The organism is Curtanaerobium respiraculi (assembly GCF_024609215.1).
Classification (GTDB): domain Bacteria; phylum Actinomycetota; class Coriobacteriia; order Coriobacteriales; family Eggerthellaceae; genus Curtanaerobium; species Curtanaerobium respiraculi.
Genome location: NZ_JANIPD030000013.1, coordinates 15,849 through 30,426, shown reverse-complemented (window position 1 = coordinate 30,426; position 14,578 = coordinate 15,849). Strand labels below are relative to the sequence as shown.

Annotated in this window: 13 protein-coding genes; 7 read left to right on the top strand and 6 right to left on the bottom strand. The window is 54.1% G+C overall.

The window, feature by feature from the left end:
* The first annotated feature begins 405 nt into the window (after positions 1-405).
* The gene (locus NOV21_RS05890; RefSeq protein ID WP_283171642.1) at positions 406-3,777 is read left to right on the top strand and encodes a bifunctional glycosyltransferase/CDP-glycerol:glycerophosphate glycerophosphotransferase; all 3,372 of its coding nucleotides are present in this window, start codon (positions 406-408) and stop codon (positions 3,775-3,777) included.
* Positions 3,778-3,922: 145 nt separating this feature from the next.
* Here NOV21_RS05890 and NOV21_RS05885 read toward each other — a convergent pair whose 3' ends face one another.
* Positions 3,923-5,914, bottom strand: coding sequence for a DUF6020 family protein (locus NOV21_RS05885; RefSeq protein ID WP_283171641.1), 1,992 nt, complete (start codon positions 5,912-5,914; stop codon positions 3,923-3,925).
* Positions 5,915-6,196: 282 nt separating this feature from the next.
* Here NOV21_RS05885 and NOV21_RS05880 point away from each other — a divergent pair, with 282 nt between their 5' ends.
* Complete coding sequence (locus NOV21_RS05880) at positions 6,197-6,406, top strand: hypothetical protein (protein ID WP_283171640.1); 210 nt, start codon at positions 6,197-6,199, stop codon at positions 6,404-6,406.
* Between the two features lie 122 nt (positions 6,407-6,528).
* Here NOV21_RS05880 and NOV21_RS05875 read toward each other — a convergent pair whose 3' ends face one another.
* Positions 6,529-6,783, bottom strand: coding sequence for a type II toxin-antitoxin system RelB/DinJ family antitoxin (locus NOV21_RS05875; protein WP_283171639.1), 255 nt, complete (start codon positions 6,781-6,783; stop codon positions 6,529-6,531).
* Positions 6,784-7,172: 389 nt separating this feature from the next.
* Here NOV21_RS05875 and NOV21_RS05870 point away from each other — a divergent pair, with 389 nt between their 5' ends.
* Together NOV21_RS05870 and NOV21_RS05865 are read left to right on the top strand one after the other, a co-directional pair.
* The gene (locus NOV21_RS05870; RefSeq protein ID WP_283171638.1) at positions 7,173-8,072 is read left to right on the top strand and encodes a Fic family protein; all 900 of its coding nucleotides are present in this window, start codon (positions 7,173-7,175) and stop codon (positions 8,070-8,072) included.
* A 2-nt stretch (positions 8,073-8,074) separates the two neighbouring features.
* On the top strand, positions 8,075-8,593 hold the full coding sequence (locus tag NOV21_RS05865; protein ID WP_283171637.1) for a hypothetical protein: 519 nt from the start codon (positions 8,075-8,077) through the stop codon (positions 8,591-8,593).
* A 169-nt stretch (positions 8,594-8,762) separates the two neighbouring features.
* On the opposite strand, the gene NOV21_RS05860 is transcribed toward NOV21_RS05865, so the two are convergent.
* The 3 genes from NOV21_RS05860 to NOV21_RS05850 form a co-directional block, all read right to left on the bottom strand.
* Positions 8,763-8,924, bottom strand: coding sequence for a hypothetical protein (locus NOV21_RS05860; RefSeq protein WP_283171778.1), 162 nt, complete (start codon positions 8,922-8,924; stop codon positions 8,763-8,765).
* A 15-nt stretch (positions 8,925-8,939) separates the two neighbouring features.
* Positions 8,940-9,311 (bottom strand): hypothetical protein, encoded by a 372-nt coding sequence (locus NOV21_RS05855; RefSeq protein ID WP_283171636.1) that lies wholly within the window; start codon positions 9,309-9,311, stop codon positions 8,940-8,942.
* 191 nt (positions 9,312-9,502) lie between these two features.
* On the bottom strand, positions 9,503-9,823 hold the full coding sequence (locus NOV21_RS05850) for a type II toxin-antitoxin system Phd/YefM family antitoxin (protein ID WP_283171635.1): 321 nt from the start codon (positions 9,821-9,823) through the stop codon (positions 9,503-9,505).
* Between the two features lie 300 nt (positions 9,824-10,123).
* Here NOV21_RS05850 and NOV21_RS05845 point away from each other — a divergent pair, with 300 nt between their 5' ends.
* The 3 genes from NOV21_RS05845 (at position 10,124) to NOV21_RS05835 (ending at position 13,058) form a co-directional block, all read left to right on the top strand.
* Positions 10,124-10,585, top strand: coding sequence for a Panacea domain-containing protein (locus NOV21_RS05845; protein WP_283171634.1), 462 nt, complete (start codon positions 10,124-10,126; stop codon positions 10,583-10,585).
* On the top strand, positions 10,585-11,619 hold the full coding sequence (locus NOV21_RS05840; protein ID WP_283171633.1) for a RelA/SpoT domain-containing protein: 1,035 nt from the start codon (positions 10,585-10,587) through the stop codon (positions 11,617-11,619). The genes NOV21_RS05845 and NOV21_RS05840 overlap by 1 nt, the downstream gene beginning before the upstream one ends.
* 392 nt (positions 11,620-12,011) lie before the next feature.
* Entirely contained in the window at positions 12,012-13,058 is a 1,047-nt protein-coding gene (locus NOV21_RS05835; RefSeq protein WP_283171632.1) for a Fic family protein, read from the top strand.
* 176 nt (positions 13,059-13,234) lie between these two features.
* Here NOV21_RS05835 and NOV21_RS05830 read toward each other — a convergent pair whose 3' ends face one another.
* Complete coding sequence (locus tag NOV21_RS05830; RefSeq protein ID WP_283171631.1) at positions 13,235-14,410, bottom strand: ATP-binding protein; 1,176 nt, start codon at positions 14,408-14,410, stop codon at positions 13,235-13,237.
* Between the last annotated feature and the right edge of the window lie 168 nt (positions 14,411-14,578).

Sequence of the window (14,578 nt, the reverse complement as noted above, 5' to 3'; positions counted from 1 at the left end):
TTGCACCATGGTAACATGCAGTAACAGGCATAAACAGTCATGCTGATTTGACAAAAAAGAAGGCCCGTGCGGGGCCTGACCTGGGTGAAGCGAAATCGGGGGAGTCTATCTAACTGCAAAACTCGGGCGGTCGGCATGGACGCGCCCACCGAGTACGTCCGGACGGCGTCTTGAAGGCGATGGTGGCGAAGTCGCATGCTAGAGGGGGATCCCTTGAACATGAGAAGAAATCGAGGTCCGCGAACGTAAGAGCAGGAAAGGCACCACAGGGTAAAATAGATGCGATAGCCCTGTTTGCGTAAGTTCCAGAACCAAATTCTATTTAATGCTGTAAAATTCGAGACCAAAAATTTTTGCAAGATTAGCCAGGAAGTTCGCCTACAAAATATTTGCTTGGGGATAATCGTGACAGATGTTTTAATGTTGCGCGAGCAATCATCTCGGGCGAGGGAATGCAATTTAAGCGTTGTCGTTCCCGTCTACAACGTCGAAGAGTATCTGGATGAATGTCTATACTCGCTCGTACATCAAACTCTCAAGAATATCGAAATCATAATTATCGATGACGGGTCTACCGATGGATGCCCCGAAATAGCGAAGGATTACGCTCATCGATATGAATTCGTCGAGTATCACCGCATTCCGAACGAAGGGCTTGGGCACGCTCGCAATTACGGTGCATATCTTGCCCAAGGGAAGTACATCATTTTCTGCGACTCGGACGATATCATCCCCTTGTCTGCATATAAAAAGATGTTCGACTTTGCTGAGAAGATGGATTGCGATTTCGTAACGGGCGATGTGATCAGGTTCGACAGCAAGACGAGATATAAGAGCATCCTGCATCGAAGGGCTTTTGAGGATGTCCCGAATGTGACCCATATCCTCGAAAGCCCCAGCCTCGTTTACGACACAACCGCATGGAACAAAATGTTCAATCGCTCTTTCTACGAGAGGGAGCATATCCGTTGGGCTGAAGGCATGCTATATGAGGATATCCCAACGAGTATACCGGCTCATTTCAAGGCTAAGCGCGTCGGATATATTGACGAGATCGTTTATCGTTGGCGTGCACGCGATGGGGCTAACAGGTCGATTACGCAAAACCGGACCGGACTGTCGAATTTCACCGATCGAATGAAAGCCATTTCGATGCTCCTCGATTTCTACGAAAGAGAAGGAATCGACGGAGAGGCGCGGTTCTGGCTCGATAGAAAGCTGCTGAGCGTCGATATCGTTCTATACGTGGATGCGATGCTGAATGCGGATGATGAATACCGTGCGACCGTTGCTCGAATGCTGAAAGAATTCCTTCCAAGGCTGAGGCCCGATGCTTTTGATGCGATTCGGGCAATCGACCGTATCAAGTATTTCTTCATCATGCGCGATGATGTTGGGTCCGCGTTGCAGGTTATCGATTATCAGAAGAAGGGCTACAAGACCCTTCCTATCTATAAATCTAGGGGCGAATTCTACGGACGGTTCCCAATAAAAGGCATCCCGCAAGAACAGATGCGGATGACGAGAGAGCTGAGCGAAGCCGGAATCTGGATGAAGCTTACCAAAGCAAGCTTGACCGAATCCAGCAGGGGAGTGGGCTTCTCTGCGCAGGCGCTCGTGAGTGTTCCCTGCCTTCAGATGGGTCCGAAACATAAGGTGAAGCTCGATGCTTGCTTTGTCGATTCAGAGGGTCGCAGAATTCCCCTCAAGGTTAAGAGGAAGAAGTCGCCTAAGCCTATTGCCATAAAGACCAGCAGATTCTATAAAGCGGTTCGTTTGGTTGACCAGCATCGAAGGCTGTACGAGTTCTCTGGAGCGCTCTCGCAATTGGATCTTCAACCCGGAACTTACCGGATTGAGATGTCCTATAGGCAAAATGGATTGGTGTGCAAGCCGTGTTATTTAGCACGCCCGATTCCGGGGTGGATCGTCCGTCCCCATTCGGAAAGCTTTGCGGGGTTGAAATACCAAGTTGGATACGATGTGAATTACCATCTTATCGTTAGGGTCTCTAAGCTTCGTCGTAAGGTTATCGATATTACTCCGACCGATGTCCCAAACCTAGTGGTAGCTCATTTCGAAGATGGAGCGCAAACCGCCTTTACCACGCGTTCTATCTCCAAGATTCATCGCCGTTATGAATTCGACTCGCGTTGCCCGATATTTGTCGATGCGATCGACAGCTATTTTGCCGCCCGCCGCCAATCTGACGGGCTCATTGCGATATCGAATTTCAAATCGGGTGTCTTCACCGAAGCGATCCAGATTGACGGACTCAAGCTCCGAATCGGGGTCGATACCTCGATGCTCTCGCCTCGGGTTTCGTCCGATGAGCTTATCCCCCTTGTGAAAGGGGTTCGCTACGGGGCGGTTGCCTCCGGCCGATGGGGGACGAGGGAATTCGGGAAAGCCGTCATCGAATTCGACTTCTCGGATGCTGGATTTACTCGCCTGCTACGAGAGGATACCTATGTGCTCGAGTTATCGTTGGAAGGCGAGGGAGCCGTCGAGGCGATAAGGGTTCGATCGGGCGTTTCGATCGATTACAAGCCTCTCAGGTTCGTCGATCCCGGCGGTTACGAATACCGTGTGTACGCGACCAAGCGGGGCGTATCCATAAAATCAACCAGGGTGCTGCATTGGTACGAAAAAACGAAACGCAGGAAGAAAGCGGTGGAGATGCTTCTGTACCCTGCGCTGCGTGCCCTTCCGATAAAGAAGAACCTTGTTGTTTTCGAGTCATACTGGGGTGCGTCTACCGACTGCAATCCCGGCGCCTTTTACCGATATCTGCGCAAGCACCATCCGGAATACGAATGCGTCTGGTCGCTCAAAGATCCTCGAATCCTAGGTTCGGAGAACGCAAAAAGCGTTGTAAGAGGGACCCTGCCGTATTTCTTGCTGATGTCGAGGGCTCACTATCTGTTCAACAACGTTAATTTCATGGATGCATACGAGAAGAAGCGCGGGCAGATTGAAGTTCAGACGATGCACGGCACCCCGCTTAAAACGTTGGGCCTCGACGTCAAAAGCGATTTCCCCACGCAGAAGTCAATTGATTCATTTCTTCGCCGTTGCGGAAGATGGGATTACCTCGTCGTCCAGAGCGATACCGTCGCTGAAATCACCAAGTCGTGCTATGCATTCAATCGGAGCTTCCTCAGATGCGGATACCCACGCAACGATGCCCTCTTCGCCATGAACAATGAGCAATGCCAGAGTGCGATGAAGGAGAAGCTGGGGATAGATCCATCCAAGAAGCTCGTGCTTTATTCGCCAACGTGGAGAGTGAGCGGACGCGCCAATATCGGGCTCGATCTCTCTAAAATGCTGAATGAGCTTGACGAAGAATGGACGGTGGGACTCCGGCTCCATCATCTGGCGATTCCCAAAGGGGGAGTAAAAGGTCTCGACAGCAGGGTCAAAGACCTCACGAATGAAAAGAGCATAGATGATGTTCTCCTGGCGGCAGATGTTTTGATTACCGACTACTCATCGATCATGTTCGATTACGGAATTCTAGGACGGCCGATGCTTTTCTACGTATACGACCTTGAGGATTACCGCGATAAGCTCCGCGGTTTCAATATCGATCTTGAAAATGAAGCCCCGGGCCCGCTTCTGAAAACCACCGAAGATGTGATTGAATGCCTATCCCATATCGATGCAGTCGAAGAGACTTATGCCGCGGATTATAAGCGTTTCGCGGATAAGTTCCTGACTTACGAGGAGGGGAATGCGTCCGAGAGGATTTTCAACGAGGTATTTGAGTCGTAGATTACTCAAGCGGGGTGTTGATTCCGGTATCCCGCGTGCGTTGTTGTTTCGGGTTTCGGCGCCATAGCGAGGATCATGAAGCGCTCCCTTGCGAAGGCGAAAGCTCATCGGTGCTGCAGAAATAACGGCGGTAGCATCATTCACCTTAGCGATTCTCGAGGGCGTTGTCGTGGCCATCGTGTTCTTTGCGCATCGAGGTGTGCGCCTGGCTTAGCGATTGCGCTCCAGAATCGGAGAAGAGAATCCCTGCGATAAAGGGCATGCATATCACGAGCGGGTAGCTGTATCTAAAGTAGTACCCGTTTACCGGACCGATCAACGAGGCTAACAGCAGAATCCACAATGGGATGAGAGGGACTGCCAATCTGCTGCTCTTGCGTAAGAGCAAAATGGTGAGGACGATTAGTCCCCAATTATAGAATGCTGCAAGGTTAAGGAGGGAAACTGCAGGTAGACGATCAAATGCAAGTTCTGCGTTGTCCCTGGTGGTTCTAAGGCTGTCGAATCTTCCTCCCTGGAAGACCCATTGAAAGTCAAAACCTTCGTTTGCGGCTTTGGAATAGCGTTTATTGCTGCTTTCCGTGGTATAGCATGGTGATTGGGGTCGTCCGAGATAAAAATACCCGTAGTAGTTATGCAAGGTTGCGGATAGATATATTTCCGGATGACGCGCGAGCATGGAACCCCAGGCTGAAAAATATGCTGCGTAGTCATCCGCGGTGGCGTACTTGTTCGACCTGTCTTTCACGGGATCGGAAGTTGTCGGTTTATAGCGCTTTGCCAGGTCGTCATAGCCGAGGACGGTGTCGATCGCGTCTCGTTCCTCGGGCGTGGTTTCATCGGGGTACGCTTTCACGAAGCGAGCAGTTTGTTGGAATGGAATGGACATGAGCTCGCGCATGTTGGTGCCGCTGATGGATAGAGAGGGGAAGACGACGAGCTGCAGGGCCAATCCCAGCAACAGAATCGCGCCGGCGGTTCCGGCCAATGCCCGCGATTTCCTCTTTTGGCAGATGCAGAGGATGGCGAGCGATGCGACGACGAGCACGAGGGCGCCACTTCGAAGCATGCTCGTAAATACTGCGGAAGTAACAAGGCAGCCGAAGTGGACGCGAGTTGAACGTCTGTCGATAAGTATGCGTGTTAGCTCAACAAGGAAAACCAAGAGCGCGTCTGCGAAGAGGACGTCTTTCGTGATAAGCATCGCGTATTTCGCGAAAATAGGATCGAGGGAAAAGAACAGCAACAACACCAAGACTATTTTGATATGCGTGCCGATTTCAACGAGGAAAGCCAATGCAGCTGCAAGGCAGAAAATGGTTACGAGGTACTGAAAGAGAGTGTAGGCGAGTGCGCCGACGGTCTCGCTTCCGAAGATAGTGGACCCAAAGGAGACAAACGCACCGAGCAACATCGTGTGCAGCACCGGGTGATGCTGCGTGAGCGTCACATTCGGGTCGATGAGCAGTGTATGTTCAGACCTGCTGTTCGGCAGATTCATCGACATTTTGATCTGGTCAAGGGTATCGCCCATGAACAGGCCGGGTGCGCAGGCGATGAATGTCGGGAGCCAGCATGCTGCAAGAATAATCGAAAAGAAGATCACCGGATGGCGCGAGACGGCCTTCTCGATTTTTCCCACGAGGCCCTGAGCGGGGGAAATCGATTCAATAAAGCTTGAGACGGAAAACAAGCTGATTTGAGCAAGAATGCAAAATGCGAGCAGCGTCCAGCTGCAAAAGGCCAGGATTGTTTTAAGCGCCTGCGATTTCCCGGAAAAAAGTACTGAGGCAGAACCCAGTGTATCGAAGGACCAGCCAACCACCATGCTGAACCCGAAGAACAGCGCGGCGATGGGCAACGTGATTCCGATTCGGATCGAGTGCCTTTTCCCCCAGGTAGATTGAAAAAGATAGGCTAATGCGATTACTAAGATAGGTGCAAGTGCGTAAGCGCTTCCTTTTTCTGATGGCAGGGAATGGATGAACCGGTCCCATCCTGAATGCGAGACGGTGCCACTGATCTCCGGATAATTCAAATTGATGGAAAGGCCAATGTATATACAGATAGAAAGCAGTAGCCAAGCAATAGCAGGGAAATTGAGTTTTTTTTGGACCGAGCCATCTTTTATCGACATCTTATTCGCACGAACGCTCTCAATCCGGAAGACGGAACAATGCACATGTCGAATGCTAAGCTATATGGGAACGGTTGCTGATGAAACCGGTCTTTATCCTAAGAAAATCTCCCCTTGCAGATTGTGGGTTTCCGCTAGGCGGCCCGGCCCTCTCCCCGGCTGACGTATAATCGCGGCAATGCGGATTCGCATCCCCGCGAGATAGCCCGCGCGGGCGGCGGCGTAATCGCGATGTGGAAGTCCTTGGCGCCGCCGCCTACGCGGGAGACAAGGACTTCCACCATGGGCGGAGGGAGGAAGCGCTGGCACGCCCCGTCGTCCACGCCACGGGATGACCGCGACCCCGGGGCGCTCGGCCCGGCCGAGTCCATCGTCATGGCGTGCCAGCGCGACATATACAGGTACCGGCACATGCCCGAGCCCATCGTAGCAGTCGACCGGGAGGCCATGAAGGGGGAGCTCGGGGAACTCGTCGAGGAGACGGTCGAGTAGACCATCAACGGGCTGCTGGCAGACTAGGATGATCCCGAGGACGAGGGGCTCTACGACGACCTCGCCTGATCACTGAGTAGAGACGATGCCGTCCTATTGGGTTTCTCCTTGCGGTCCAGACATCACCGCGCTTCATCGAGCATCCTATCGGAAACTTGGGCGAGGAAGTCCATCGCCTCCGCCTCGTCGGCGAACGGCTCGGGCGCCGTTTGCCTCGCGCGTACAGGGAAGGGGAAGCCGCCGTAGTTGTTGAAGCAGGTGACGAAGATCCGCAGGGCGCCGCTCGGGGTGGTGCCGATAGCCTCGCATGTTCGCTTGAAAGCTGTGCGCTCGTCGTGGGGAATCTTCGTGCCGAGGGGCTCGAGCTCGGTTGCCATGTCGTCTCCTTCCGGACGCAAATGGTTATCTAAAGTCATACGATAGTATACTTCCGGATTACTCAGCACGCAATCTACCGGCGATTAAGGCGATATCTGGACATGTCCATACTTAGAGGAGTCGTAAGCATGCCGACGGCCGTAGGGCGTCAGCTAAAAGTGCGTAAGATTCTTGACAGTACCAGCCTGACTTGTCGATCACCCTCTGCGCCGCCGTCTTGCGCCTCGTATCCACCAGATGCCGGGGATTCCCGAGGTGGAAGGCCCCTTGAGCGCGGTGACAGCCACGGTGTTGCATGGTCATTGCCGCTGATAATATCGGCAAACAATGATGGTATAATTGGCTTTGTAAGATTCGAAACATTGCCGATAGAGGAAAGGCGGCGAGCATGCCGGAGTTCATATCGGTCGCGCAGGCGGCGGAGAAATGGGGCGTCTCAGAGCGGTCCGTGCGCAACTACTGCGCGCACGGCCGCGTCCCCGGCGCGTTCATAACTGGCAAGACATGGAACGTTCCCGCCGACGCCGACAAGCCCGCGCGCGCCGCGAGGAAGGATGCGAAGCGTCGAGATCTCCTGCAGACGCTTCGCGATGAGAAGGACGCCAAGCTGCCCGGCGGCATATACCACCGCCTGCAGATCGACCTCACCTACAACTCCAACCACATCGAGGGCAGCAGGCTGACCGAGGACCAGACGCGGCTCATCTTTGAGACGCGCACCATCGGCGCCGACGAAGGCGCCGTCAACATCGATGACGTCATCGAGACCATGAACCACTTCCGCTGTATCGACTACGTGATCGACACCGCCGGGAGGAGGCTAACCCAGCTGTACGTCAAGCGCCTGCATCTGATGCTTAAGTCGGGGACGCAGGACGCATCTCGAGAGTGGTTCACCGTGGGAGATTACAAGAAGCTCCCCAACGAGGTCGGCGGACGTGACACGGCGGCGCCCGAGGAGGTTGAGCTGCGTATACGAGAGCTGTTGGAATGGTACGAGGGGCTCGACGACGTCGGGCTGGACGATATCCTCGAATTTCACTGGCGCTTCGAGCGCATACATCCCTTCCAGGATGGCAACGGGCGCGTCGGCAGGCTCATCATGCTGAAGGAGTGCCTGAGATACGGTATCGTCCCCTTCGTCATCACCGACGAGCTCAAGGGCTTCTATTACCGTGGGCTTTCCGAATGGAAACGCGAGCCGGGATACCTAGAGGGGACCGCCCTAACCGTGCAGGATCGTTTCAAGGAGCTGCTCGATCGGTTCAGAATCCCGTACGAGGACTGACCATGATGGATGATTCAAGAAGGCTTGATGGCATCTTCGGCGGGGAGCCCTTCTCCGCCAACTGCTCTTATGAGCTGGCGTCAGAAATACAAAGAGTGAATGAGGAGAGACGCGAGGCTGACGCATGGCGGTTCGCATCGCATCAGCTCATTATTCTCGGAAACGGTTTCGGCCTCGAATGCGGGTTGCACTCCACCTTCGGGGACTTTTTCGCCGAACGTGAGGGCAGGCTGTTCCCTTCTGAAGAAGAGCTCTCACGTGCAGGGCGAGGTGACGAGGCGGTCTCGTGGGGCGAGTACTTCGCCGCATCAGATGAGCAATTGAACGCTTGGGATATCATCCTTCGGGAACACTCCGGAGGAAACTGGTACGACATAGAAAGCGCGATCACCGAATGGGTGGGATCGGGCTTCGAAAGGGCGTATGCCGACATTGCCGATAAGATCAACAGCTCACCCGCCGAAGTAGCTCTCGCCTTGGTGAACTCGTGCTCTGCATGCCGCACAAGACCAACCCCGTGATCAGGCTCGTGCGCATGGGGTCGCACAGGGAACTGTTCCGGGGGAGGCCCCTATGACCCGCGAGGACCCTCGCCGAATCTGCAGCGCAGCTAGGATATGGGGCCTTCTCATCAGTTAAAAACAGTGCGCTTCCGCGGACAAGGAGCTAGCGAAGCTGAGCGTGCCGGAGCTACATTGCGGGGCTTTTCAACCTTACGATCGGGGAATACCTGAAGAAGCTCGTCTGAACCACACGCCGGAGCCGCTGGAATTCCGGCATGCCGATGACGTCATCGCAGACCCATTTCTCAAGCCCGATATAACCGTAAACCGGATCCTTCATGCGCTTCACAGGCGAGCCCCTAGGCTATGCCGCCTTCTCGAAGAGCGCGTCAAGCGCGTCGGCATCGGTCATCGCGTCAAGAATCTCGAAGGGGATCGCTCCATAGAAGCGATCGACCAGCTCTTGAGCCTCGACGCCGGGCTTAAGCTCGATGTAGGCGCCCGGCTTATCGACGTGATGGACATCGAAGAGGTCCGAGCACTCCCGACGCATGCCGAAGACGTATTCCTGGGAAGCCAGAAGGACGGCGTCCCGTCCATTTCTGATAAGCTTGCGAACCACGGCCACTCCGTAATCGTTGAGCTGCTTGAATGTGACCCTATTGCCCTTCTCGCCATCAAGAAGCCCAATGAGCGCGTTTGCCGCCAAATCCTGAATCTCGACGTAGTAGCACATATGGCGCTTGCCCCAACCTTTCGCATCCTATTGATCTGTTGTTTTGCGATACTATTGCCTATTCGCCTGCCGCTTATTCAAGCCATTCACGGTGTGGCTTGGCAAATTAGGATACTCCGATCAGCAGTGAAATCGGACCTCGGTTCTACAACTGGCAAAACGCTAAGGCAAGCGTATGGCGTCGCGCCAGGTCATTCGAACTCCACGTCGGGTACGCCCGCGACGTCGCCGTCCGTGACGCCCATCTCGGCCCAGAGGTCGTCCCTGCCGATGTAGGTCGCGGGATCCGCTGCCGTGTGCTCCGTCGCCATCGCGAGCAGGCGGGCGTCCTCGAGCTCGTCCATTATCGCGACGTACTCCTCGGGCGGCATGAGCACGCATTCCGCTGCGTTGTTCTTCATGACCGCCTTGGCGCCGGTCTTCTTGACCTCGTCGAACACCTTGCCGGCGAGACCCCGGTTGAACAGCGAGATGGGCACGGTGTCCCTTATCGCGCTCGCAACGTTGCCCATGGTTGCGCCTCCTTCAACCCGAGTTTCTGCTGCTGCAATTATGTCAGCGAATATACTGTTAAACCAACAGTATGCCAAGGGATCGTAGATATTGACAGATTACGCTCGTTATGATTTATCAAAGGAAACCATCCTGCCCACTTTTGTCCACTTATCATCATCGTCCGCTGGATAGGCTATACTTCATTAGTCGGGGAGGGGTTATAGTATTACTTGCTTTTGATAGCAAACAGATTGCCTCGGTTGGTTGATAGGTTGAGAAGTAATTTATGCCAATGCTGGTTAAGAAGAGGGGGGATCATGGAAAACATTGTTGATGTCGCTGCGGCAATTCTTAACGAATGCGGAAGGCTTTCCACCATGAAGCTCCAGAAACTCGCCTTCTATAGCCAAGCCTACCATTTGGTTAATTTCCGCGAGCCCTTGTTTCCCGAGGACTTCGAGGCGTGGGTTAACGGACCGGTGGCACCGGAGCTTTTCGACAGGCACCGCGGTATCTTCGTGATTGCCCCTGGCGATTTGGGGGAAACACGGATTTCTGATTTAGACGCAAGGGCTCAGGTGTCGGTTAGGCAAGTAATTCATTACCTGGGCGAAAAATCTGGTCAGGAATTAAGCCAGCTTACGCATTCCGAGAATCCCTGGAAAGATGCGCGCGTAGGCGTTGCCCATGGCCAGCGCAGCAAAAATGTGATTGAAAAAAAGAACATCCTTAGGTTCTATTCGAGCGCAGAGGCTCGGGAGAACCGCGTCTTTACTTGATGGCTGCCAACGTTTCCTATTCTAAGAAAAGCATTGATAGGGCAGGCAAGGGTCTTGCTAGATCCGATACGCTTTTTAAAGAGCTAACTTCTCCCAGTGCGTCGGAGGAGGAAATCCGCGCTTTAGCCGTGGTTAATCACTGGAGGAGGGCCCATAGCCTTACGCTTCGAAAGCTGTTTGAGACTGTAAATTCTACCCTGCCTGACAACAATGGACTATTGCTCGTAGGAAGAATTAAGAAGCTTGAGACAATCGTGAACAAGCTTCGCCGCAAAAATATCACTGGCGATTTGACGCATATGCATGACCTGGCAGGCTGCAGGCTCGTCGTCCCAGATTTAGAGTCACTTAGAACGATGTGCGATAGGCTTGCCGGGGATGCGCAATGCGCGGGAAGCCTGCTTGGCAAATATAACTACATCAATGCACCGCGTAGTACAGGATACCGCGGTCGCCACCTTATTTTCAAATACGACACAAGCGATTACCAAGGGCTTTCAGCTGAGCTTCAGGTCAGGACCAAGCTGCAACATGCATGGGCAACCGCAGTGGAAAGCTACGATGAGGCTTCCGGCTCGCAATTGAAGTTTGGGGAGGCAAACAATCCAGCAGGTGCCTTTTTCCTTGCCGCTTCCAGGTTGATCCAAAAACGTGAGGAGGGCATTGACGAGACCTCCTCGCTATGGGCCGAACTGCAGGCAAACCTTAGGTCAAGCGCTGGTTATAGAGATGTCATCGGGTATCTACGCGCTGCGTCAAGCGCCACATACTTGGATCCCACGCCGAATAAAACCGTTTCCGGCTATTTTCTCCTCGATCTTATAAAGGAGGAGCAATACTTGCAAATAGAAAAGCTGGAAGAGGCATCGGCATTCGAAGAGTATTTTGAACACGAGGATACTTCGGGTGGCACGCATGACCTCGTTCTTGTTCGTGCTAACACGGAGAGTGATCTTAGACTGGCGTATCCAAATTACTTCGGGGACGTATCGGTATTCCTTGGATTTATTGAAGGTGTGCTAGGAAATCAATAACCGATGGCCCAGTACCTTCAATGTTTCCCTATCAGCGAAATTTCCATGAAAGCTATCGGGTTGATTACCTGGCATTCCACGATACAGCTTGCAGGTTCTCGCAAAAAGGACCGATATGCCAGATGTAATCGACGTCCTTGGGGGGAGTTGATTAGACGCGGTAGTCGCGGTAGCGAGCTTGGTGTGAGCATTGTGAAATTGTTCGTCAGCGCAGCGCGTTACCCTCCGTCACTGAAGCTGCCGACAGCATCGCATGCGGGCCCGGCCAACTGCTTTCCGCCTGTCGAATGGGATCCCGAGGGCAGCTACATTCTGCATCATTCTCAGAAAACTGCACCAATATAGTAGAATATGATGCAGATAAAAGGGAAATGAGGCAGAAAGAGGGGCGGATGAGGACGTTTGATTACAGCAGGCTCCCCGAAGAGCTGCTCGCCCCCGACATAGCGAACATGGTGTCGGCGATCCACGAGTACAAGGGGAAGCAGGAGCTCTACCTCAAGGCGAAGCCGGATGCCCTGAACAGGCTGTGCGAGGTAGCCAAGATCCAGAGCACCGCCTCATCGAACAGGATAGAGGGCATATCCACGACCGGCAAGCGCCTTATGGAGCTGATGTCCCGGAAGGCCGAGCCCCGGAACCGCAACGAGGAGGAGATCGCCGGCTACCGGGATGTCCTGGCGACGATACATGAGAGCTACGATCACATCCCGGTGCGACCGTCGGTAATCCTCCAGCTGCACCGCGACCTGTACTGGCACGCCGACGCCGCGCATGCCGGCTCGTGGAAGGACTCCGACAACGTGATAGCCGAGCGGGGCGAGGACGGGGTGCTGCGCACGCGCTTCCAGCCCATGCCGGCGGTGTCGACCCCCGCTGCGATGGACGGAATCTGCGAAACCCTGAACAAGGCCATGGACGCTGGGATCTACGACCCGCTCCTACTCATGCCCGTCTTCGTCCTCGACTTCCTGTGCGTGCACCCCTTCAACGATGGCAACGGCCGTATAAGCCGGCTGCTCACGCTTTTGCTGCTTTACAAGGCGGGCTACCTGGTGGGCAAGTTCGTCAGCGTCGAGATGGCCATAGAGAAGAGCAAGGACACGTACTATGAGGCGCTTCAGGCGAGCTCGTCGGGCTGGACGGAGGGCGCCAGCTCGTACGTGCCCTTCGCGCGCTACATGCTGGGGACCGTTCTCGCGTGCTACCGGGACTTCGAGGACCGGGTGCGGGGCCTTACGGCGTCGCGCATGAGCAAGGCCGACCGCGTGGCCGCGGTGCTCGACCGGCACGTGGGCAAGGTCACCAAGGCGGACATCCTCGCGGAATGCCCTGACATATCCGCTACCACCGTGGAGCGCGCGCTCGCCGACCTCGTGAAGAGCGGCGCGGTGGAGAAAGTCGGCGGCGGCAGGGGCACCGCCTACGTGCGCCGATAGCGCCCACTGCGTTCCATCAAGCACAGGCGTATCGTATATGCTCCTCTAGTAAAACCCCCATCTTTTCAAGATGAGTCGCAAGGCGTTCAAGCTCGCTTTTGTTCAGTGTTCTCTCGCTAGCTGTTTTTTCAAGCCGATCTCGTTGTGCTTTTATGAGCCCGCCCGTAGCTGTTCGCTTAATTTCTTAGCAGCCAGTCTTGTACGTTCGCCGCCTGGAATCCCTGAGCTGCAAACGACCCTGCAGCCCTACTGACGACGAATCTGTGCTCGGTAGGTATGTCAAGCATTTCTCCTACCTTCTGCAGATGGCGTCCAAATTCGCTTCGGAAGGTTTGCGATGATTTGACCTCAATCAACTCCGTTGAAGACGCGTGCGTTGCATCTACAAGATCAACCTCAACCTTGCTGTCGTCGCGGTAGAAGAACAGATGGGGCGTTTCCCCTGCGTTCGAATGGCGTTTCATGACCTCAACAATCACGAAGTTTTCGAAGACTGCTCCTAGAAATGGGCTGGCAAGCAGCTGGTCGAGCGATTCGATGCCGAGCAAGTAGCATAGCAGGCCAGTGTCGTAGAAGTATAACTTTGGCATCTTCGTAAGCCGTTTGCGCATGTTCGTGAAGTAAGGCTGCAGCCGAAACGCGATGTAGCTAGACTCCAGGATAGATAACCATGAGCGTGCGGTTGCGGTAGATATGTCTGTGTCAGAGGCCAAGCGGGTGTAGTTCAGCAGGTTGCCCGTGCTCTGTGCGCATAAAGCCAGGAATCTGCGGAAGGTGGCGATGTTGCGAACACCCAGATACCCTGCGATGTCGCGCTCAACGTACGTGCTTACATAACCATCGAAGAAAATGCGTTCGGGAATATCAACATTGTAAAGGCGTGGGTAGCCGCCACGAAACATGAACTGATCCAAGGTAATTGCGCGGGCAGCATGAGCTTCGGGGAAGGAAAGCGGGAGAAGGCGCACGATGCCCACCCGACCTGCGAGCGACTGAGAAATCTGCTTGAGCAGCAAAAAGTTTTGGGAACCTGAGAGCACGTAATGCCCTTGCCCGCTCAGCTCGTCTGCTGTGATTTGGATTTGGGAAAACAGTTCTGGGGCTAATTGAGCCTCGTCCACGATAAGAGGGGCGGGGTTGGTCGAAAGGAAGCCAATGGGGTCGTTTTGAACCCATGCACGAGTCTGGGCATCTTCTAGGTTCACGTAGGAGTAATCGCTGAACGCACGTTTTACCAAGGTCGATTTCCCGCTTTGTCGAGGCCCGGTTACGGAAACGATAGGGAGCCAGTTGGCGATTTCCTGCGAAGTTTTCTCCATCGCACGAGGAATATAGTTGTCTTGACTGCCCATCTCGACCTTTCAAATACCATAAATGATAAGTAGAGTATACCGTAAATAATAAGTAGAGTATACCGTAATTGATAAGTAGGTGGCAGTGCATTGCAGAATGCCGTCTTTCTAGTTTACCGTCGTTGCGTAGGCGAGCGCGCGGGCAGCGGGTTGCCGAAGATCATGGGA

What these genes read in the sequence shown, in the direction of transcription:
- NOV21_RS05880 (WP_283171640.1), top strand. Translation starts at nt 6,197, where the DNA reads ATGGGCGGAGGGAGGAAGCGCTGGCACGCCCCGTCGTCCACGCCACGG.
- NOV21_RS05885 (WP_283171641.1), bottom strand. Translation starts at nt 5,914, where the DNA reads ATGTCGATAAAAGATGGCTCGGTCCAAAAAAAACTCAATTTCCCTGCT.
- NOV21_RS05865 (WP_283171637.1), top strand. Translation starts at nt 8,075, where the DNA reads ATGATGGATGATTCAAGAAGGCTTGATGGCATCTTCGGCGGGGAGCCC.
- NOV21_RS05845 (WP_283171634.1), top strand. Translation starts at nt 10,124, where the DNA reads ATGGAAAACATTGTTGATGTCGCTGCGGCAATTCTTAACGAATGCGGA.
- NOV21_RS05830 (WP_283171631.1), bottom strand. Translation starts at nt 14,410, where the DNA reads ATGGGCAGTCAAGACAACTATATTCCTCGTGCGATGGAGAAAACTTCG.
- NOV21_RS05840 (WP_283171633.1), top strand. Translation starts at nt 10,585, where the DNA reads ATGGCTGCCAACGTTTCCTATTCTAAGAAAAGCATTGATAGGGCAGGC.
- NOV21_RS05855 (WP_283171636.1), bottom strand. Translation starts at nt 9,311, where the DNA reads ATGTGCTACTACGTCGAGATTCAGGATTTGGCGGCAAACGCGCTCATT.
- NOV21_RS05835 (WP_283171632.1), top strand. Translation starts at nt 12,012, where the DNA reads ATGAGGACGTTTGATTACAGCAGGCTCCCCGAAGAGCTGCTCGCCCCC.
- NOV21_RS05875 (WP_283171639.1), bottom strand. Translation starts at nt 6,783, where the DNA reads ATGGCAACCGAGCTCGAGCCCCTCGGCACGAAGATTCCCCACGACGAG.
- NOV21_RS05870 (WP_283171638.1), top strand. Translation starts at nt 7,173, where the DNA reads ATGCCGGAGTTCATATCGGTCGCGCAGGCGGCGGAGAAATGGGGCGTC.
- NOV21_RS05850 (WP_283171635.1), bottom strand. Translation starts at nt 9,823, where the DNA reads ATGGGCAACGTTGCGAGCGCGATAAGGGACACCGTGCCCATCTCGCTG.